Here is an 18,599-nt window from a genome sequence, read left to right on the forward strand (position 1 = left end):
CTGCGATGGATTGGGACAAGCTCAGAATATTTCACGCGGTTGCCGATGCGGGCAGCCTGACACATGCCGGGGACAAACTGAATCTGTCGCAATCTGCGGTCAGCCGACAGATCCGAGCACTGGAAGAATCACTCAATTCGACCCTGTTTCATCGCCATGCACGCGGGCTGATTCTCACCGAACAAGGCGAATTGCTGTTTGACGCCACATCCGCCATGTCCAAGCGGCTGGACGCCGCCGCAGCACGTATTCGAGACAGCGAAGACGAGGTATTCGGCGAATTACGCGTCACCACGACCTTTGGGTTCGGAACTCTGTGGCTGGCGCCACGCCTGCCCAAGCTTTATGAGAAATACCCCGATCTGAACATCGATCTGATGCTGGAGGAGCGTGTGCTGGACCTGCCGATGCGCGAAGCAGACGTGGCGATCCGGATGAAAGAGCCCAGTCAGGCTGATCTTGTCAGAAAACGTCTGATGACCGTGCAGATGCAGCTTTACGCCACAAATGGCTATCTCGACAGTCACAACGGAATGCCGCAATCCCTGAGCGACATGGTAAACCACCGCCTGATCTGCCAGAATCCGTCCGCCGCACAGGTCGGTGCCAGCGCGTCACTTGTCCAACATCTGATGACGTACAATCCCGGCTCGTTGTTGACCGTGAACAATTATTTTGGGGTGTTGCAGGGCGTTCTGCACAATCTCGGAATTGGCGTCCTGCCTGACTACGTAACCGAAGATTTCCCGGATCTCGTTCGGGTTCTGCCTGATATCGAAAGCGCGGATGTTCCGGTGTATCTTGCCTATCCCGAAGAACTGAGACATTCACAGCGCATCGCGGCGTTTCGCGATTTCGTGCAGGATGAGATCATCGCGCACCGCAAGCATCTGAGGCAACTCGGAAAACTGTAGCTATGCACGCTGATCATATCGGACATGAGGCGCTTGCACCCTAGTTTCTCTTGAACGGTCGGTAACTCATTACTAAATGACATCTCGAAGGCGGTGATGCTGCAACGCTTACTTCCTTCATACCTCCCTGTTGGACTTTGGCCGAGCTTAGAGCTCGGCCTTTTTTTTGCTTTTTCCCCGACCCGCCGGATTCTATGGATTTCTCTGGAAAATATGTTGCAACAGCATATGATCGCGGAAAACAAACACAATTTCGTTACCGAGGGTCTTATATGTTCCGCTTCTTCCGCTTGGTTGTGGCAGCCTTTCTTTTTGCCATCCTGGGAACTGTGTCGATCGCGCAGGTACCTGGCAGCAATTCGTCGGCCAGTTCCGCAACAACACCCGTCGTTCCCGAAGATCTGACACCAGATCAGGTGGACGATCTTGTGGCGCGAATGTCGGACGACCAGGTCAGGTCGCTCTTGCTGGAACGCCTTGATGCGGTGGCGAAAAAGCAATCTGACTCCGGCAGCCCGAAAAAAGGCCTCGTCACTTCCATCACAGATACCGTCAATGCGATGGCTGCATCCTGGGTAGACGTGATCAGGAAATTGCCATCTCTCTTTTCCAAACAACTTGAAGCGATTACCAATTTTGCCACCACTTTCGGGTCAGGAAGGCTGCTTTCGCTTTTCGGATACACCTTGCTGGCTCTGGCAATCGGATATGCTGCCGAAAAGGCCGTAGGCCTGTGGACAAGGAGATGGACCAGAGCCGTTCCCGGCGATGCGTCCGCCGACCTCCGTGGGGCAGTGACTTTCCTGTTCCGCCGTTTCTGTCGGGAACTTCTGGGCCTGGTCGTGTTCTATTATGTCTTGGTGTTCGTCGGACGGCGGTTGCTTGACGAACAACAGATCGCCCATGTGGCGCCATTCGTCTTTTATCTGATCTGGTTTCCAAGACTTGGTGCTGCGATCTCGCGCTTTGTTCTGGCCCCCGAAAAATCTTCGCTGCGATTGGTCAATGTCAACGATCACTGGGCGAAGTACCTGCACCGCAACCTGATCGGCCTTTTCCTGCTGATCGGTTTCACCTTGTTCATCATCGTATTCAACGTCGAAAATGGTGTATCGATGGCCGAAACCCGGCTTGGGTTCTGGCTGAACACCTCTATTCACATCTATATCGCGCTGATTGCCTGGACCGCCCGCGACGGCCTGAGCGATATGATGCGCGGTACGGATCCGGACCGCACCCAATTCGATGAACGCGTGGCGGAACTTTATCCTTACTTCGCCATCGGCGTATCGGTCGTGATGTGGTTCGTCGTCGAGTACCTGTCGGCAATCCGCAATCCGGAGGTTCTGGCCACTTTGGCGGAAGGCGCCCATTTCACGACCATGTTCTGGCTTTTGATCGTGCCGGCCATCGACACCCTGATCCGCGGGCTGGTGCGCCACCTGCAACCTCCGATGACCGGAGGCGGGCCGATTGCCGAGCGCGCATACAAGTCGACAAAACGCAGCTACATCCGGATCGGGCGCGTTCTTGCCGGGGTTTTTGTTATCCTGATGATCGCAAATGCATGGGATCTGGACTTGCAGGAAATTGCCGGTGTCGGCACGGATGCCGGTGGCAAGGTGATCCAGTTCTTCATCATCGCGGCCATTGGCTATATTCTGAACGAAATCGTCTCTTTGTGGATCAACCGGCGTCTGGCCAGGGAACAGACCGCGTCGGAACAGAGCCCGGACGAAGAAGCCGGCGAAGGCGGCGGTGCGGGCGGTTCAAGACTGGCAACGGTGCTGCCCTTGCTTCGGGTGACGGCTCAGGTCGCGATTGCCGTGATATTCGGCCTCTTGGCTCTTGGTGCACTGGGTCTTGACATTACGCCCTTGCTGGCAGGGGCCGGGATCATGGGATTGGCCATCGGTTTTGGCGCGCAAAAGCTGGTCTCGGACATAGTCGGCGGCATCTTCTTCCTGATCGACGATGCATTCCGCGTCGGTGAATATGTCGATGTTGGTGGCACCACCGGGACCGTTGAAAAAATCTCGATCCGTTCGATGCAATTGCGCCACCATCGCGGCCCGGTTCACACCATCCCGTATGGCGAAATCCAGAAACTGACGAACTACAGCCGCGACTGGGTGATCATGAAGCTCAAGTTCACGGTGCCCTTCGACACTGATCCGAACAAGGTCAAGAAGATCTTCAAGAAAATCGGTGCCGAAATGATGGAAGATCCGCTCCACAAGGAAGGGTTCCTGCAACCCTTCAAGTCGCAGGGTGTGTTCGATTTCGATGACGTGGGCATGATAATCCGGGGCAAGTTCATGGCAAAGCCGGGCAAGCAGTTCACCTTGCGCAAGGAGATTTTCAACAGGGTCAAATCCGCATTCAAGGAAAACGGTATCGACTTTGCCCGCCGCGAAGTTCGCGTCGCGATTCCGGGACTGGAAGAAGCCGAACACCTGACCGACGAACAGAAAGCTGCGGTCGGAGCGGCCGCCGGAGAGGCGGTGAACCAGCAAGTCGCGCAGCAGCAGCAGGAGCAGAAAAAGTGAGGCTTTGGATGCAAGGTGTTCCCGACGAGGAGTAGAATTGGCTCGAAGTGCGGCGAGCATTGTGACGGCGTTACTGCTGCTATTGGCAGGAAGTGTTTCCGCCCAAAATGCGCGCGGCGTGGTCGATACCAATGTCGGCGGCCTGGAACATGTCAGCGAGGATGAGAAATACGGGTTCAGGCGCGGTTCATTCGTGGTGGCCCCTATCCCATTTTCCAACCCTACGATTGGCTCGGGGCTGGTGCTGGGAGCCGGGTATTTGTTTCAACTCGACGAAGGTTCCGACCCGTCCTTCATCGGTGGAGGGGGGCTTCGTTCGGACAATGGCAGCAAGGCAGGCGCCGCGGCAATCAGCCTGAAACTTGATGACAACCGGTGGATCATCAAGGCGCTCTATGGCAAAGCTGACGTTCGATATGATCTGTATACCGGCACGGGGATCATTCCGATCCGGCAAGACGGAACGCTGGGCAAACTGAGCGTATCCTATGGGGTGACGCCGGATCTGTCATTTGGGGCCTCATTCCGCTATCTGGATACAACCATCACCCCCGCCTTTGCGGGGTTGCCGCCAATTCCTCCACCATTCGATCAGTTTCTGAGGGCGGAGATCGGCAATGTCGGCGTTGTATCCGACTGGGACACACGCGACGACACGATCTATCCCACTCGCGGCCACGCGCTGCATTTCGAGGCATTTCGCGGTTATGGCCTCAGCGGGCTGATTCAGGATTACTCCAAATCCTATGTGAACTACACTTTCTATCTCAGCCCCTGGGACCGCTCGGTCATAGCCAGCAGGTTGTCGTTATGCGCGTCATCCTCAGAGACGCCATTCTTTGATCAATGCGGGCTTGGCACCGTGGATGCGTTCCGCGGTTTTTCCGCCACCCAGTTCCTCGATCTGCGTTCGGCTTCGCTTCAGGTCGAGTTTCGTCAGCGCCTTTCCGACCGCATCGGGTTGGTCGCGTTCGGGGGCGTCGGGCAAGTAGGCCCGCACTTTCAGGATCTCGACGCCGACGGAACGCACGCGGCCTTTGGCATCGGCGCGCGCTACAGGGTGTCAAAGAAATTTCCGCTGGACTTTTCCATCGATGCCAGCCGCAACGACCAGCACGAAAACACGCTCTATATATACGTCGGCCAGCGTTTCTGATCCATCTGCGCGTTCTTGGCACTTTCCCCCGGCACGCCCTTGCCCTAAAAGGCCCGCAATATCGGCCAGCTTGGGGACAGGACAGACGATGCAAGAGCCCGCCATCACACCGGAACTGATCGCAGCCCATGGGCTGAAACCCGATGAATACGACATGATCCTTGAAATCATCGGGCGCGAGCCGACCTTTACCGAGCTTGGAATTTTCTCGGCGATGTGGAACGAGCACTGCTCTTACAAATCCTCCAAGAAATGGCTTCGCACGCTGCCCACCTCGGGTCCGCAAGTGATCTGTGGTCCGGGCGAGAACGCGGGCGTCGTCGATATCGGCGATGGTCAGGCGGTGGTGTTCAAGATGGAAAGCCACAACCACCCGTCCTACATCGAGCCGTACCAAGGTGCGGCAACTGGTGTCGGCGGCATCCTGCGCGATGTATTCACCATGGGCGCGCGCCCTATCGCCTCGATGAACGCGCTGAGCTTTGGAGAGCCCGGCCACCACAAGACCCGCCAGCTGGTCAATGGCGTCGTCGAGGGCATCGGCGGCTATGGCAACTGTTTTGGCGTACCTTGCGTTGGTGGTGAAGTCCGGTTCCACCCGGCTTACAACGGAAACTGCCTTGTGAACGCCTTTGCTGCGGGTCTGGCTGACAGCGACAAGATTTTCTATTCTGCCGCCTCGGGCGTCGGCATGCCGGTGGTTTACCTGGGCGCCAAGACCGGTCGCGATGGTGTCGGCGGCGCCACCATGGCCAGCGCCGAATTCGACGACACGATCGAGGAGAAGCGTCCCACCGTTCAGGTCGGCGACCCCTTTACCGAAAAACGCCTGATGGAGGCCTGTCTGGAATTGATGCAGACCGGCGCCGTCATTTCGATTCAGGACATGGGCGCGGCGGGCCTGACCTGTTCGGCGGTGGAAATGGGCGACAAGGGCGGTCTGGGCATCAAGTTGGACCTCGATGCAGTACCGCAACGCGAAGAGAACATGACCGCGTATGAGATGATGCTCAGCGAATCTCAGGAACGCATGCTGATGGTCCTGAAGCCCGAGAAAGAGGCCGAGGCCCGTGCAGTTTTCGAGAAATGGGATCTGGATTTCGCTATTGTCGGGGAAACGATTGCCGAAGACCGCTTCCTGATCGAGCACAATGGCGAGATCAAGGCCGATCTCGTTTTGTCAAAGCTGTCATCCACCGCGCCGGAATATGACCGCCCCTGGGTGCCCACACCTGCGGCGGAACCTGTGGCCGATGTACCGCAGATCGATCCGGTGGACGGCCTGCGCGCCCTGCTCTCTTCGCCCAACTATGCGGCGAAGCAGTGGGTCTATGAGCAATATGACACCATGGTCATGGCCGACAGCAGCCGCACGCCCGGTCTGGGCGCAGGCATGATCCGGGTGCACGGCACCGGCAAGGTGTTGGCCTTTACCAGCGATGTGACCCCCCGATATGTGCGTGCCAACCCCGAAGAAGGCGGCAAACAGGCAGTGGCCGAGGCCTATCGCAATCTGACGGCCGTTGGCGCGAAACCACTGGCGTCCACTGACAACCTGAATTTCGGCAATCCGGAAAAGCCGGAAATCATGGGGCAGTTCGTTGGTGCAATCAAAGGTATCGGCGCGGCCGTGGCCGCACTGGACATGCCGATCGTATCGGGCAACGTGTCCTTGTATAATGAGACAGATGGTCAGGCGATCTTGCCAACCCCGACAATCGGCGCAGTTGGCTTGCTGACCTCGACCGACGAGATCATCGGCAACGAAGTACGCGAGGGTCATGTGGCGCTGGTGATCGGTGAGACCGCAGGCCACCTTGGCCAGTCTGCGCTTTTGGCCGAAGTGTTCCACCGCGAAGACGGCGACGCGCCGCATGTCGATCTTGAGGCCGAAAAGCGCAATGGCGATTTCATCCGAGCCAATCGCGGCATGATCAAAGCCTGCACCGACCTCGGCGACGGCGGCCTTGCACTGGCGGCGTTCGAGTTGGCCGAAGCGGCGGGCGTGGGCGTTCATCTGGATGACGCACCGACCGAATTCCTGTTCGGCGAAGATCAGGCCCGCTATCTGGTTGCCTGCAACTTCGATCAGGCCGAAGCGCTGATGATCGCCGCTGGTCAGGCGGGCGTGCCGCTGGTATCCGTCGGCCGCTTCACCGGCGACAGTGTACGCATCGGTAGTTCCGAAGCCTCGCTGGCGGAGTTGAGCGAGATATTCCGCTCCAGCTTTGCCGCCGCCGTGGCCTGATCGTCCGGCTGTACTTTCTGTCTGAAATAGCGGCAAATCCTGTGCTCTGACAATGGCGCAGGCTTTGCATCTGCGCGCAGCCGTGACGCACTTGCGCCCCTCTGCGCATCGCTCTACATCTTGGGAAAGACCTATTGGAGTTACCTACATGCCGATGAGCGCTTACGAAATCGAAAAGCTGCTGCGCCAAGCCTTTCCGGATGCGGACATTCAGGTCGGTGGCAATGATGGCGTTCACATGTCCGCCATGGTGGTGGATGAAAGCTTTCGCGGCAAGAACCGGGTTCAGCAACAGCGTGCGGTCTATGCGGCCCTAAAAGGCAAGATGGACGGCCCGGACGGAGAGTTGCACGCACTGGCATTGACGACAAAAGCGCCGGAGTAGTGGATGAACCAATCGGATGGGCGTTACTACGGCTCGTTTATCTGATTTTGGATATTGTCAATTTCGTCGCAATACTCTTCTGCGACCTGCCAAAGCTACTGAAACACGGGCCTAGATATTGGCGCGTTACACGAAAAATGAGACGCCGCGCTTACGAACGACGCAAGGGATGAGTATCGATACATGACGTCTTGGCTGATCTGGATCGGTTGCGGAATTGTCGCCTTGGTGGTTGCCGCCGCTGTGATTGAGGCTTATCTCAAACGCAACATCAGACGCCGGTTGTCGGACATGCGCCCTGACCCCGAAACCCTCAAACGCCGCCCGTGGGAGGCCGATGGGGTGTCAAAGGTGCATGACGAGAACCAAAGGTTGGAAAAAGGAAACTGGTGGCTTAGCCGCCGGATGACGAAATGAACCGCCCGTTGGGCAGATACAAGGACACGCAAGATGAGCGATGCAAAAACCCGGATCGACGAAACCGTCAAAGCCAATGATGTCGTGCTCTACATGAAAGGCACCAAGGAGATGCCTCAATGCGGCTTTTCCAGCCGCGTCGCCGGTGTGCTGAACTACATGGGTGTTGATTATACCGACGTCAACGTTCTGGCGGATGACGAAATCCGCCAAGGCATCAAGGACTATTCCGACTGGCCGACCATTCCGCAGCTTTACGTCAAGGGCGAGTTTGTCGGTGGCTGCGACATCATCACCGAGATGACCCTGTCGGGCGAACTGGACTCGATGTTCGACGAGAACGGCGTGAGCTATAACAAGGAAGCCGCCGACAAGATCCGCGAAGCCAACGCTTGATCTGACGGTCAGAGCGGGTGGTCATCGGGCTGCGCGCTCTGGCATTCCAATAGGCCGGCGTCACCGCTTGCCTGTCATGCTCTAGCGACTGGAACAGTTCCTGTACAAGATCCGTTCAGGGGCTGTTGATCCCGTCGCCTGATGAGTGATCGTCGCATCCCAGCCTTTCGAGCGCAGGACATAGGTGCCAACCGCATCAACCGATTCATAGCGGATGCCCGAACCGCTGGGGGCTTGCCGCATCGATACGAGCACCCCGTCAACAACCATGGCCGCCGCCGACGTTCCGTCTGTTGCATTGAAATAGGACACCGGGATCTGAGTACCGCCTTCACAAGTGAAGCTGACAGAAAGAATGTCGATTTCAGCCACGGCACTCGTGGCAAGAACTGACAGTGCCACGCCGTAGGCAAAAAAACGCGCCCCCCTCATTTGCCTGCCTTCTCTTCAATAGCCGCGGCAAGAGACTCGGCCCGCGCCGCCATTTCGGCCAGCGTGTCCGTCACCGAAGGCGGGATGACCGCAACCTCGATCCTTTCGGGTTCCGGCATTGGTGCGTTGCGTAACGCCACCAACTGCGCCTCGCGTTCGGCAAGTTTCGCCTCAACCGCCTTGATCCGGTCCTCGGCTGCCGCGGCCTTGTCTGCAAGCATCAGCCCGGCCATCAGCAGCATGCGGGCTTCGGGCATCCGCCCGATCTGGTCGGACAGAACCTGCGCCTCGTCATCGAGCATCTTGGCGGCTGCGTGCAGATAGGATTCCTCACCCTCCTGACAGGACACGTCGAAACCGCGCCCGCCGATATGAATGGTCACGTCCGGCATTACTCCACCTCTCCTTCTGCCAGGTTGGCATTGGCCAAAAGCGGTTCCAACCGGGCCAGTACCGCGCGCGCTTCGGCGGCATCGGTCGCCCGTACCGCGCGCAAGGCTTCCAGTTCCTGTTCGGCCGCTTCGTTGAGCAGTTCATGATCGGTCAATCCGGCTTCGGCCGCCGCCTTGAGCTTGGCGATCGTGTCGCGCAGCTCGTCATTGGATTTCCGCAAACGTCGAAGATCGCCGTCCAGCCGGACCATCGCCTCTGCGTGGCTGACCCGTTCAGCACGAAGCATTTCCAGTTCCGCACTCAACTCCGCCACACGCTCGGAATTGGCCAGTTCTGCCTTGAGCGCCGCAATCTCGGCCTTGAGCGGACCCACTTCCTCTACCGCGTCCAGGGCGGCTTTGGCCTCGGCCAGTTCAGACCGCAACGCATCGGCCATTTCGCCGCCGCTCAACTCATCTCGCAGCGCCGCAATCTCGGCAGAATGGCGATCTCTCAGCGTATTGAGACGCTCTTCAAGTTGCGCGTTTGCCAGCCGTTCTTCCTGCAAGGCTTCGCTCAGCCCCGGTTCCTGACCGCCGTCAGTCGAGGCCTTTCCTTCCAGTGCGTCGACACCGGCACTGATCCGCTCCATTGCGGACAGGATGCGGTGGTGCAATTGTTCGATCTGGCTCATGCCTGTTTCACCTTTGATCCAAGGTTCATTGTTTTGCCTGCCGCCACGAATCGGAGGGGGCTGGCGATAGCACTAGTCTAACGAAACGGGGCGGAAAATACCCCCCTTTTGCTTTCAACGACTTGCAGGCCACAGTTGAGGTCCCCGCCCCGTTTCGTGCCGGGTTCTGCTTGCACTTTGAGGGTTGGATGCTATTGAGCGCGCAATTCGCCCGTAATTCAAAGGAACAAGTCCCGTGGACCTGACTGCGCTGCGCAATGCCAACCCCGAACACTGGGCCAAGGCCTCGGCCATCCGCTCTCTGACCCTCGACGCTGTGGCCACTGCCAATTCCGGCCATTCCGGCATGCCGATGGGCATGGCCGATGTGGCGACGGTTTTGTTCGAAAAGCATCTGAAGTTCGATGCCGCAAATCCGACATGGCCGGATCGTGACCGGTTCATCCTGTCTGCTGGCCACGGTTCGATGCTGATCTATTCGCTGCTCTATCTGACCGGCAGCGCTGAAATCACGCTGGACGAGATCAAGAACTTCCGCCAGTTGGGCGCCAAAACCGCGGGCCATCCGGAGAATTTCCTGGCAAGCGGCATCGAAACCACCACCGGCCCGCTGGGCCAGGGCATTTCCAATGCCGTGGGCTTTGCCATGGCCGAGGAAATTCAGCGTGCGCACTACGGCGGGAAAGTTGTCGATCACTATACGTACGTGATTGCAGGCGACGGCTGTCTGATGGAAGGCGTCAGCCAGGAAGCGATAGGTTTGGCGGGGCGTCACGAACTGAGCAAGCTGATCGTGTTCTGGGACAACAACAACATCACCATCGATGGCACCGTCGAATTGTCGGACCGCACCGATCAGGTGCGCCGTTTCACCGCCTCGGGCTGGCATGTTATCGAAATCGACGGTCATGACCCCAAAGCCATTGACGCCGCCATCGAGCAGGCCAAGAAATCGAAGAAACCGTCGATGATCGCCTGCAAAACCCATATCGCGCTTGGTCACGCGGCGCAGGACACTTCGAAAGGCCATGGCGCGCTGACGGATGCCGAGCAGCTGAAAGCCGCGAAAGCAGCCTATGGCGCACCGTTGGGCGCCTTCGAGGTTCCTGCCGACGTCAAGGCGGCGTGGGAAGCTATCGGGGCACGTGGCGCGACCGAACGGGCAGCCTGGGAGGAGCGCTTTGCCGCCCTTTCGGACCGCAAGCAGGCCGAGTTCAACCGCGCCTATGCCTTTGAAGCACCCAAAAAGCTGGGCAGCGTCATCCGGGCGCTGAAAAAGCAGGTCTCGGAAGACCAGCCCAAACTGGCAACCCGCGCTGCATCGGAAAAGGTGCTGAGCGTGGTCAACCCGGTGATGACCGAAACGGTGGGCGGCTCGGCCGATCTGACCGGCTCGAACAACACCAAGACCGGCGATCTGGGCGTGTTCGATCCGGAAAACCGCAAGGGCCGGTACATCTATTGGGGCATTCGCGAGCACGGCATGGCGGCAGCGATGAACGGCATGGCGCTGCATGGCGGTATCCGCCCCTATGGCGGAACCTTCATGTGCTTTACCGACTATGCCCGCCCGGCGATGCGTTTGGCCGCGCTTATGAAAATTCCGACGGTATTCGTCATGACCCATGACTCAATCGGATTGGGCGAAGACGGCCCCACCCATCAGCCGGTCGAGCATCTGGCAATTTCTCGCGCGACGCCCAACACCTATGTCTTCCGCCCCGCCGACACGGTGGAGACCGCTGAAAGCTGGGAAATGGCGCTGACGTTCAAGAATAGCCCATCAGTGCTGTCGCTGACCCGTCAGGGCGTTCCGACCGTGCGCACCGATCACAAGACCCGCAACCTGACCTCGCAAGGCGCGTATGTTCTGGCCGAGGCAGAAGGCAAGCGTCAGGCCATCCTGATCGCCACCGGGTCCGAGGTGGCCATTGCGATGGACGCCAAGGCAAAGCTGGAGGCCGAAGGGATCGGAACCCGCGTCGTATCGATGCCTTGCATGGAACTTTTTGCCGAACAGGACGAAGCCTATCGCAAAAAGGTTCTTCCCGCAGGCCCGGTTCGCGTCGGCATCGAGGCTGCCGTGCGGGCGGGCGGCTGGGATCGCTGGCTGCTGGGCGAACGTGGCCGCGAGGCCAAGGCCGCCTTTATCGGCATGTCGAGCTTTGGCGCGTCGGCCCCGGCGGATGAGTTGTACAAACACTTTGGCATCACGGCAGACGCAACTGTTGCCAAGGTGAAAGAGATGCTAACTTAGCCCAAACCGCGATCCAATAAAAAAACGGGAGCCCTCGGGCTCCCTCTTACTTTCGACTATTCACTCAAAGTCATCGGAATTCGAATCTGACCGATGTACCTACTGCAGCAAAACCACAGACACGCCACTGCGCCTGACCAGCTCTTTCATCGAGTATTGCCTGTTCTTTTTTAGCGGAAAAGGAATTCCGCTCATTCCCAATCCAAAGGGATCGCCACGAGTGTATTCCTCTTCAGCCAAGATGTGTTGATTTGCTTTGATGCAATTATACTCTCCACCCCTCTCCCCAGTTACCGGATTAATTGTCTGGGGTCCGTACTTCCAACAGAGCTGCGCATATTTCGATCCACGAACAGGTGCTTTAACAGTCCATTCCCCCACTACCACATCCGTATTTCCTGGATACCACAAAAAGGCTCGACCTTCTGGGTCGAGATATTCAACCTGAGTTCCGTGCTGGACATTGTAGTCCAGATATGTCGCACCTGAATATCGTTCACGCATTCCTGCAACTGAAAAGGTTGCAGAGGGATACCTTTCAATCTCAGCAGACCATCTGGCCTGATCTATCTTAAGCTTTTCTTGAAACTCACTAGGGGTCAAACCACTTGAACAACCACAGATCGAACCAGAAAGGACTACAAGGATAAGGGTTTTCGTCAGCGGCACCAGAGGTTTACGCTCCATCCAAATCTCGAATACTCGGCTGCGGGAATGGATTTTCCGATGGCCCCGGTCGGTACCGGTTGGCCAAGAACGGGAACAGTGCCGGGCGGAACTGAGTATTGTCGTCCAATCGAATTCCTTGTCACCTTCCGCCCCTGACACACCGTTTGAAGCGCAATGTCCTGTCCCATCTTGAAGGCGTTACTCGCGTTCTCATCGGTGCCGTAAGCCGCAGCAAATCTTTCGGCGGTCTCACGATTCAGCGGTGACAAAAAGATGTTGGACTTAGAGTAGGAGGTTCCTTCCGAAACTATGAGTCTAACACTTACTGGATAACCCGCGTGAGGACCGTCGTTTGGTATTTTAGAAACCGAGGCGCTTATGTAGCGCAACTTCTGCTGTTCGGTCGGCATTTTAATAACTACATACGAGCTAACAAGGCTAGGGTCTGAGTAGGTTGGCGCGGGCGTTCTCGTTGTCTGGTGTGAAGCAGAACAAGCCGAAAGAAGAGAGACGGAAACAGCCAGTACGGCGATGGCTCGCTTCGATATGCGATTCAACAGTTTTACTCCTAGAAACAAAAGGTTGTTTAATTGCCTAACCACAGAGGCAGGGTTTCGTTTTGAACGTATGGTCCTTGGCTTATTATACTTCAAGTCTTAAAAAATACTGGCCCCACAACCTTGGTTGCCAGCGGGATCAACAGCAGCCCCAGCGCCACCCCGAACACCCCGTCCATCGCCGCCTTGGCTGTCCACTCAGCAAAGCCGGCCCAGCCGGCGGGCACGGAATGACCGACGGCATAGGCCCAGTCGTGGATCAGATGGCCCAGCCAGCCAAAGCCCAGCACCTCCAGCCCGTGGATGATGATGGAGCCGCCGACCCACAGCATCGCCGCGGTGCCGACCACCGACAGGATCTTCATCAGCACCGGCATGAACTTGACCAGCCCGCGCCCCAGGCCACGGCCCACAGGCGTCGGCGCGTTTTGCGCCAGGAAAAGGCCCACGTCGTCCATTTTCACAATCAGCCCGACCGAGCCATAGACCGCGACAGTCACGCCAACACCGACCACGGCCAGCGTTGCCGCCTGCATCCAGACATTGGGCACCTCGATGGCCGCCAGAGCAATCGTCATGATTTCCGCCGACAGGATGAAATCTGTCTTGATCGCCCCCTTGACCTTCTGCGCTTCCAGGTGGCCGGGATCCTTGATGCTCATGTCCTCGTCGATGGCATGACTGCCATGCGGGAAAAGCACGTGAAAGATCTTTTCCGCGCCTTCGAAACACAAATAGGCGCCGCCAATCATCAGAAGCGGTGTGATCAACCAGGGCGCGAAATTCGCCAGCAACATCGCCACCGGCAAAAGCAGGATCAGCTTGTTGAACAGCGAGCCACGCGCAATTTTCCAGATGATCGGCAGTTCCCGCGCCGGAGCGAAACCCTGCACGTATTTCGGCGTCACCGCCGCATCGTCGATGATCACGCCTGCGGTTTTGGCGCCAGCCTTCCCCGCAGCTGCCGCCACGTCATCGACTGATGCCGCCGCGACCTTGGCAATTCCCGCCACATCATCCAGCAAAGCCAGAAGACCACTCATTCCCGCGTCCTTTCGCTCATCCTGCCGCTTTGGAACCCTACCTGATCCAAGGCTTAGCGCAAGCGTTAGCGCAACCGCTCAAGTTTTGCGCTAACATATTCAATTTACGCCGCTTTTGATCTTTCTGTACAGGTCTGGCGCGTCTATATGGCCTGCAAGTTTCACGTCATTCGGAGTCGCAATATGACCATCAAGGTTGGCATCAACGGTTTTGGCCGCATCGGTCGCTGCACCCTGTCCCACATCGCCGCTTCGGGCCGCGATGATATCGAGGTGATCAAGGTCAACGCGACCGGCCCACTGGAAACCGCCGCCCACCTGATCAAGTATGACAGCGTGCATGGCCGCTTTCCCGGCGATGTGACCATCGGCAACGGCACCATGAACCTGGGTCGTGGCGATATGCAGATGTTCTCGACCTACGACATGAACGAGCTGGACTGGTCGGGCTGCGACGTGGTTCTGGAATGCACCGGCAAGTTCAACGACGGCGAAAAGGCCAAGGCGCATCTGGAACGTGGCGCCAAAAAGGTGCTGCTATCCGCGCCCGGCAAGAACGTCGACAAGACCATCGTCTTTGGCGTCAATGACGACCAGCTGGAAGCCGGCGACAAGATGATCTCGAATGGCTCCTGCACGACCAATTGCCTGGCACCTCTGGCCAAGGTTCTGGACGAAGGCGTCGGTATCGAGCATGGAATCATGACCACCATCCACGCCTATACCGGCGATCAGCCGACGCTGGACCGCCGCCACAAGGATCTGTATCGCGCCCGCGCTGCAGCCATGTCGATGATCCCGACCACGACCGGCGCCGCCAAGGCTTTGGGTGAGGTCCTGCCGCGTCTCAAGGGACGTCTGGACGGCTCGGCCATCCGGGTGCCCACCCCGAACGTGTCGGCCGTGGACCTGACTTTCCGCGCAGGCCGCGACGTGACCGCTGAAGAAATCAACGCATTGGTCAAGGCGGCCGCCGGTGGCCCGATGAAGGGCGTGTTGGGGTATGAACCCGCGCCGCTGGTGTCGACAGACTTCAACCACACCGAAGAAAGCTCGATCTTTGCGCCCGATCAGACCCGCGTAGTCGATGACCGCATGGTGCGCGTGCTGGCCTGGTACGACAACGAGTGGGGTTTCTCGGTTCGAATGGCGGACGTTGCCGTAGCCATGGGAAAACTCGACTGAATTTGACTTAACACCTTGAGATGAAACGCCCGCTCAGGTTATCTGGGCGGGCGTTTTCAATTGCACCGGGGCCCACATGACCAACAGAATCGCCGTCTGGTTTTTGGTTCTGCTGCTGGGAGCCGTCATGCTTGATTACAGCCTGTTCGGCACCGAGCACCTGCTTTTCCTTGGCAAGAAACTTTACGATTTTCTGGATTGGCTCGCCTTTTGGCGATAACGAGCGCCAAGTCTTGACATTTGGCGTCAATTCGTGATGTTAGCGCTAACTTTTCTTGAGGAAGCGAACTTTCGGAGCGAATATGACAATCAACCTTGCCATAAATGGATTTGGCCGCATCGGTCGGGGGATACTTCGTGCGTCCATGGAAAGCGGGCGCAAGGACGTGCAAATCGTCGCGATCAACGACTTGTCTTCGCCACAGATCAATGCGCATCTCTTTGAATTCGACAGCGTCCATGGCCGATATTCGAAGCCCGTGAAACTGACCGACACGCATCTGGATGTTGGGGCCGGGCCGATCCGGTTGACCGGCATTCAAGCTCCTGAAGATCTGAATTGGTCTGACGTGGACGTTGTTCTGGACTGTACCGGAGTATTCCGAACCCACGAAGGCGCCGCGCGCCACCTGAAGAACGGCGCAGGCAAAGTTCTGATTTCCGCACCGGCCCGAGGTGATACTCCGGTCAAAACCGTTGTTTTTGGCGTCAACGATCATGAACTCACCGATGAGCATCGGATCGTGTCAAACGCCTCCTGCACGACGAACTGCCTGGCTCCTGTCGCTGCCGCGTTGGATGCAGGTGTTGGTATCAAGCACGGCTCGATGACGACGGTGCATGCCTATACCGTCAGCCAACCCGTCCACGATACGGCGACCAAGGACCCCTATCGCTCGCGCGCTGCAGCCTTGTCGATGATTCCCAGCACAACTGGCGCCGCTGCGGCGGTCGGTCTTGTCCTGCCGCAATTAGCCGGAAAGCTCAGCGGGCAGGCAATCCGGGTGCCTACCCCGAATGTCTCGGTTGTCGATCTGGTTGTCGAGGTGTCGCGCCCCACCACGGTTGAGGAAGTCAACCGGATGCTGTGCGAGGCTGCTGCCAGAATACCGCAGGTTCTTGCGGCGGAGGACCGTCCCCTCGTTTCGGTCGACTTCAACCACGATCCGCATAGTTCCACAGTGTCCCTGTCCGAAACCACCGTTACCGATGGCACTCTGGTTCGGGTTCTGGCCTGGTATGACAACGAATGGGGCTTTTCAAACCGGATGCTGGATACGGCTGCGGTGATGGGAGCGATTGGTTCGCGATCTTCAGTGAAGCCGGTCCACCAAGGCGTCGCGAACTCGGGGCGTGACGAACTTCGACACGTCCCCGCCTAAGCGGGCAATTTCCTTGACCAGTTTCGAGGCGATGGCCTGGTGCCGCGCCTCGGCCATCAGGAATACGGTTTCGACGGAACTGTCCAATGCCCGGTTCATGCCGACCATCTGGAATTCGTACTCGAAATCCGCGACCGCGCGCAGACCACGAATGATGATTTGCGCGCCTACGTCATTTGCGCAATCGATCAGAAGGTTCTCAAACGGGTGCGCAACGATCTCAGTTCCGGTTTGTTCACTCAACTGCGCGCATTCGGCCTCGATCATCGCCACACGCTCTTTCAGATTGAACAACGGACCCTTGTCCCGGTTGATCGCAACGCCGATCACCAGTTTGTCCACCAATGCTGCGGCACGGCGGATAATGTCTATATGACCCAAGGTAATCGGATCGAAGGTACCGGGATACAATCCAACCCGCATGTCGCTCTCCTGCGCAAGATTGTTTCTGCGGAAGCAAACACAACTTCGCTGCAGGTGCAAGAGGGCACGCCGCCCACGGCGCACCCATGCTTCAACCCGCAGTGAATCAGTGACCCATGATCATGCCTTCCAGGGCATCCTTTTCCATTGCCAGTTCAGCAAGTTGCGCCTTGACCGCGTCACCCAGGGTCACGATGCCGATCAGCTTACCTTCTTCGACCACAGGCATATGGCGGAACCGCCTTTCAGTCATCTGTGAAAGAATATCCTGAACGCTGGCCAGACTGGTGCAGGTTACAAGATCGGATGTCATGTACTCGCTGACGGCCTGTGTCAGGCATCCACTCCCGCTTGCGGCAAGCTCTCGTACGATGTCGCGTTCGGATAGAATCCCGACGGCTGTCTGCCCGTCATCATCCGACACCACGACCGTCCCGATGCGCTTTTCCGCGAGGATTTTCGCAACCTCCGACACAGTCGCGGAGGATCCAACGGTGACCACGCCCGAGGTCGCCTTGGATTTCAGAATGGCCTGTACGAGCATATGCAATACCTCCGAAATATAATTGCCGTATTACAAAGCGTTGCTGCATTGCATGGCCCTGTCAAGATGAAGCTGCCGCCTCCAGCCGCGCTACCTCGTCGCGTATGCCGCGGCTGAGCGCCTCGGCGAACCGGTTCAGACGCTCGTTGCGCTTGTCGCCCAAGTGCCGCACCAGATGAAACCCTCGGGTCAGACTGATCTGATCGGTCAGGATTTTCCTGAGCTGCGGATGGAATGGCAAAGTGAAATCATGGGCCACGCAAACCCCGGTTCCCAGCGTCACCTGACGCAATTGGACAGAGACCGAATTGGACGCGAGTGGAACCCGCTCGATACCAATGTCGTTCAGGTAATCCAGTTCCCGGTCAAAGATCATATCGGGGATGTAACCGATCATGCGATGGCCCTTGAGGTCCTCAACCGAATTTATCCGGGGATGGGAGGCGAGGTAATCTTGCGTGGCAACCAAGTGCAGTTTGTAGTCACTGATCCTCTGCACCAGCAATTGCCCCGCCGTGGGCGCGCTCACTGTCACCGCCATATCCGCCTCGCGGCGAGACAGATTGATGATCCGAGGCAATGCAAGAATCTGGATGTCGAGATCGGGATTCGCGTCGCTGATCCTGGCGCAGACTTGTGGCAACAGATAGTTGGCGCTCCCGTCCGGTGCCCCGATGCGGATCTGGCCTGACAGTTTTTCAGCCGGTCCAGCCATTGCCCCTGCTGCCAGACGCATCGCCTCTTCGGCCTGTTCACCATGTTTCAGCAACCGTTCCCCGGCGGGCGTCAGCACATAGCCCTGTGGCGATTTCGTGAAAAGCGGAGCACCGAGAGCGGTTTCAAGGCGCGATATCCTGCGACCGACAGTTGCCGGGTCCAGTTTAAGCTGCTTTCCGGCACCTGACAGGCTTTCCTCCCGCGCTACGGCAAGAAACACCTTCATGTCATCCCAGTTCGGCTCCATTCCGTACCTACA

The 18,599-nt window shown here is 57.8% G+C and carries 19 protein-coding genes; 11 read left to right on the forward strand and 8 right to left on the reverse strand.

Translation table 11 applies throughout. The features are described from left to right. The first annotated feature begins 5 nt into the window (after nucleotides 1-5). From AC2FMY_RS01690 to grxD, 7 genes are all read left to right on the forward strand, one after another. Nucleotides 6-914 carry a LysR family transcriptional regulator gene (locus tag AC2FMY_RS01690; RefSeq protein WP_480748376.1) on the forward strand — a complete coding sequence of 303 codons (909 nt, stop codon included), beginning with the start codon at nucleotides 6-8 and terminating at the stop codon, nucleotides 912-914. Nucleotides 915-1,186: 272 nt separating this feature from the next. Then, a complete protein-coding gene (locus tag AC2FMY_RS01695) occupies nucleotides 1,187-3,463 on the forward strand; it encodes a mechanosensitive ion channel family protein (RefSeq protein ID WP_496806892.1) in 2,277 nt (758 codons plus the stop codon). A gap of 118 nt (nucleotides 3,464-3,581) precedes the next feature. After that, nucleotides 3,582-4,619, forward strand: coding sequence for a BamA/TamA family outer membrane protein (locus tag AC2FMY_RS01700; RefSeq protein WP_496806893.1), 1,038 nt, complete (start codon nucleotides 3,582-3,584; stop codon nucleotides 4,617-4,619). An 88-nt stretch (nucleotides 4,620-4,707) separates the two neighbouring features. Continuing rightward, nucleotides 4,708-6,867, forward strand: coding sequence for a phosphoribosylformylglycinamidine synthase subunit PurL (gene purL, locus AC2FMY_RS01705; RefSeq protein ID WP_496806894.1), 2,160 nt, complete (start codon nucleotides 4,708-4,710; stop codon nucleotides 6,865-6,867). A 148-nt stretch (nucleotides 6,868-7,015) separates the two neighbouring features. Beyond that, the gene (locus AC2FMY_RS01710) at nucleotides 7,016-7,252 is read left to right on the forward strand and encodes a BolA/IbaG family iron-sulfur metabolism protein (protein WP_480748372.1); all 237 of its coding nucleotides are present in this window, start codon (nucleotides 7,016-7,018) and stop codon (nucleotides 7,250-7,252) included. A 183-nt stretch (nucleotides 7,253-7,435) separates the two neighbouring features. Further along, the gene (locus AC2FMY_RS01715) at nucleotides 7,436-7,669 is read left to right on the forward strand and encodes a hypothetical protein (protein ID WP_496744146.1); all 234 of its coding nucleotides are present in this window, start codon (nucleotides 7,436-7,438) and stop codon (nucleotides 7,667-7,669) included. Nucleotides 7,670-7,702: 33 nt separating this feature from the next. Further along, a complete protein-coding gene (gene grxD / locus AC2FMY_RS01720) occupies nucleotides 7,703-8,065 on the forward strand; it encodes a Grx4 family monothiol glutaredoxin (RefSeq protein WP_480748370.1) in 363 nt (120 codons plus the stop codon). An 81-nt stretch (nucleotides 8,066-8,146) separates the two neighbouring features. Here the strand turns inward: grxD and AC2FMY_RS01725 are convergent, their stop codons facing one another. Genes AC2FMY_RS01725 through AC2FMY_RS01735 form a run of 3 tightly spaced genes read right to left on the reverse strand, consistent with a single transcriptional unit; the run spans nucleotide 8,147 to nucleotide 9,563 of the window. Then, on the reverse strand, nucleotides 8,147-8,467 hold the full coding sequence (locus AC2FMY_RS01725) for an MliC family protein (protein WP_496806895.1): 321 nt from the start codon (nucleotides 8,465-8,467) through the stop codon (nucleotides 8,147-8,149). 26 nt (nucleotides 8,468-8,493) lie between these two features. After that, entirely contained in the window at nucleotides 8,494-8,889 is a 396-nt protein-coding gene (locus AC2FMY_RS01730) for a cell division protein ZapA (RefSeq protein WP_480748368.1), read from the reverse strand. Continuing rightward, a complete protein-coding gene (locus AC2FMY_RS01735) occupies nucleotides 8,889-9,563 on the reverse strand; it encodes a hypothetical protein (protein ID WP_480748367.1) in 675 nt (224 codons plus the stop codon). Before AC2FMY_RS01735 ends, AC2FMY_RS01730 begins: the two co-directional genes overlap by 1 nt. Before the next feature lie 235 nt (nucleotides 9,564-9,798). On the opposite strand from AC2FMY_RS01735, the gene tkt reads away from it, so the two are divergent. Continuing rightward, nucleotides 9,799-11,820: a transketolase gene (gene tkt, locus AC2FMY_RS01740; RefSeq protein ID WP_496744140.1), complete on the forward strand. Its 2,022-nt coding sequence runs from the start codon at nucleotides 9,799-9,801 to the stop codon at nucleotides 11,818-11,820. Between the two features lie 99 nt (nucleotides 11,821-11,919). On the opposite strand, the gene AC2FMY_RS01745 is transcribed toward tkt, so the two are convergent. Together AC2FMY_RS01745 and AC2FMY_RS01750 are read right to left on the reverse strand one after the other, a co-directional pair. Beyond that, on the reverse strand, nucleotides 11,920-12,507 hold the full coding sequence (locus tag AC2FMY_RS01745; protein WP_496744138.1) for a hypothetical protein: 588 nt from the start codon (nucleotides 12,505-12,507) through the stop codon (nucleotides 11,920-11,922). A 631-nt stretch (nucleotides 12,508-13,138) separates the two neighbouring features. Then, on the reverse strand, nucleotides 13,139-14,089 hold the full coding sequence (locus AC2FMY_RS01750; RefSeq protein ID WP_496806896.1) for a DUF808 domain-containing protein: 951 nt from the start codon (nucleotides 14,087-14,089) through the stop codon (nucleotides 13,139-13,141). 183 nt (nucleotides 14,090-14,272) lie between these two features. Here AC2FMY_RS01750 and gap (AC2FMY_RS01755) point away from each other — a divergent pair, with 183 nt between their 5' ends. From gap (AC2FMY_RS01755) to gap (AC2FMY_RS01765), 3 genes are all read left to right on the forward strand, one after another. Beyond that, nucleotides 14,273-15,274, forward strand: a complete 1,002-nt coding sequence (gene gap, locus AC2FMY_RS01755; RefSeq protein ID WP_496744135.1) for a type I glyceraldehyde-3-phosphate dehydrogenase — start codon at nucleotides 14,273-14,275, stop codon at nucleotides 15,272-15,274. Nucleotides 15,275-15,350: 76 nt separating this feature from the next. Then, nucleotides 15,351-15,494 (forward strand): hypothetical protein, encoded by a 144-nt coding sequence (locus tag AC2FMY_RS01760; RefSeq protein ID WP_496744133.1) that lies wholly within the window; start codon nucleotides 15,351-15,353, stop codon nucleotides 15,492-15,494. 82 nt (nucleotides 15,495-15,576) lie between these two features. Then, nucleotides 15,577-16,656 (forward strand): type I glyceraldehyde-3-phosphate dehydrogenase, encoded by a 1,080-nt coding sequence (gene gap, locus AC2FMY_RS01765; protein WP_480748361.1) that lies wholly within the window; start codon nucleotides 15,577-15,579, stop codon nucleotides 16,654-16,656. Here gap (AC2FMY_RS01765) and coaD read toward each other — a convergent pair. The 3 genes from coaD to AC2FMY_RS01780 all read right to left on the reverse strand — a co-directional run bounded on the left by coaD (nucleotide 16,588) and on the right by AC2FMY_RS01780 (nucleotide 18,587). Beyond that, nucleotides 16,588-17,079: a pantetheine-phosphate adenylyltransferase gene (gene coaD, locus AC2FMY_RS01770; RefSeq protein ID WP_496744131.1), complete on the reverse strand. Its 492-nt coding sequence runs from the start codon at nucleotides 17,077-17,079 to the stop codon at nucleotides 16,588-16,590. The two genes, gap (AC2FMY_RS01765) and coaD, sit on opposite strands and share 69 nt — an antisense overlap. A gap of 106 nt (nucleotides 17,080-17,185) precedes the next feature. Beyond that, complete coding sequence (locus AC2FMY_RS01775) at nucleotides 17,186-17,623, reverse strand: CBS domain-containing protein (RefSeq protein ID WP_496744129.1); 438 nt, start codon at nucleotides 17,621-17,623, stop codon at nucleotides 17,186-17,188. Nucleotides 17,624-17,684: 61 nt separating this feature from the next. Beyond that, nucleotides 17,685-18,587 (reverse strand): LysR family transcriptional regulator, encoded by a 903-nt coding sequence (locus tag AC2FMY_RS01780; protein ID WP_480748358.1) that lies wholly within the window; start codon nucleotides 18,585-18,587, stop codon nucleotides 17,685-17,687. Nucleotides 18,588-18,599: the final 12 nt, after the last annotated feature.

It is taken from the genome of Ruegeria sp. YKSE079 (assembly GCF_059612845.1).

Bases quoted from the DNA above. Each gene is read 5' to 3' on its own strand.
- AC2FMY_RS01690 (WP_480748376.1), top strand. From the start codon at position 6: ATGGATTGGGACAAGCTCAGAATATTTCACGCGGTTGCCGATGCGGGC.
- AC2FMY_RS01695 (WP_496806892.1), top strand. From the start codon at position 1,187: ATGTTCCGCTTCTTCCGCTTGGTTGTGGCAGCCTTTCTTTTTGCCATC.
- purL (WP_496806894.1), top strand. From the start codon at position 4,708: ATGCAAGAGCCCGCCATCACACCGGAACTGATCGCAGCCCATGGGCTG.
- AC2FMY_RS01710 (WP_480748372.1), top strand. From the start codon at position 7,016: ATGCCGATGAGCGCTTACGAAATCGAAAAGCTGCTGCGCCAAGCCTTT.
- AC2FMY_RS01715 (WP_496744146.1), top strand. From the start codon at position 7,436: ATGACGTCTTGGCTGATCTGGATCGGTTGCGGAATTGTCGCCTTGGTG.
- grxD (WP_480748370.1), top strand. From the start codon at position 7,703: ATGAGCGATGCAAAAACCCGGATCGACGAAACCGTCAAAGCCAATGAT.
- AC2FMY_RS01730 (WP_480748368.1), bottom strand. From the start codon at position 8,889: ATGCCGGACGTGACCATTCATATCGGCGGGCGCGGTTTCGACGTGTCC.
- AC2FMY_RS01735 (WP_480748367.1), bottom strand. From the start codon at position 9,563: ATGAGCCAGATCGAACAATTGCACCACCGCATCCTGTCCGCAATGGAG.
- AC2FMY_RS01745 (WP_496744138.1), bottom strand. From the start codon at position 12,507: ATGGAGCGTAAACCTCTGGTGCCGCTGACGAAAACCCTTATCCTTGTA.
- AC2FMY_RS01750 (WP_496806896.1), bottom strand. From the start codon at position 14,089: ATGAGTGGTCTTCTGGCTTTGCTGGATGATGTGGCGGGAATTGCCAAG.
- gap (WP_496744135.1), top strand. From the start codon at position 14,273: ATGACCATCAAGGTTGGCATCAACGGTTTTGGCCGCATCGGTCGCTGC.
- AC2FMY_RS01760 (WP_496744133.1), top strand. From the start codon at position 15,351: ATGACCAACAGAATCGCCGTCTGGTTTTTGGTTCTGCTGCTGGGAGCC.
- gap (WP_480748361.1), top strand. From the start codon at position 15,577: ATGACAATCAACCTTGCCATAAATGGATTTGGCCGCATCGGTCGGGGG.
- coaD (WP_496744131.1), bottom strand. From the start codon at position 17,079: ATGCGGGTTGGATTGTATCCCGGTACCTTCGATCCGATTACCTTGGGT.
- AC2FMY_RS01775 (WP_496744129.1), bottom strand. From the start codon at position 17,623: ATGCTCGTACAGGCCATTCTGAAATCCAAGGCGACCTCGGGCGTGGTC.
- AC2FMY_RS01780 (WP_480748358.1), bottom strand. From the start codon at position 18,587: ATGGAGCCGAACTGGGATGACATGAAGGTGTTTCTTGCCGTAGCGCGG.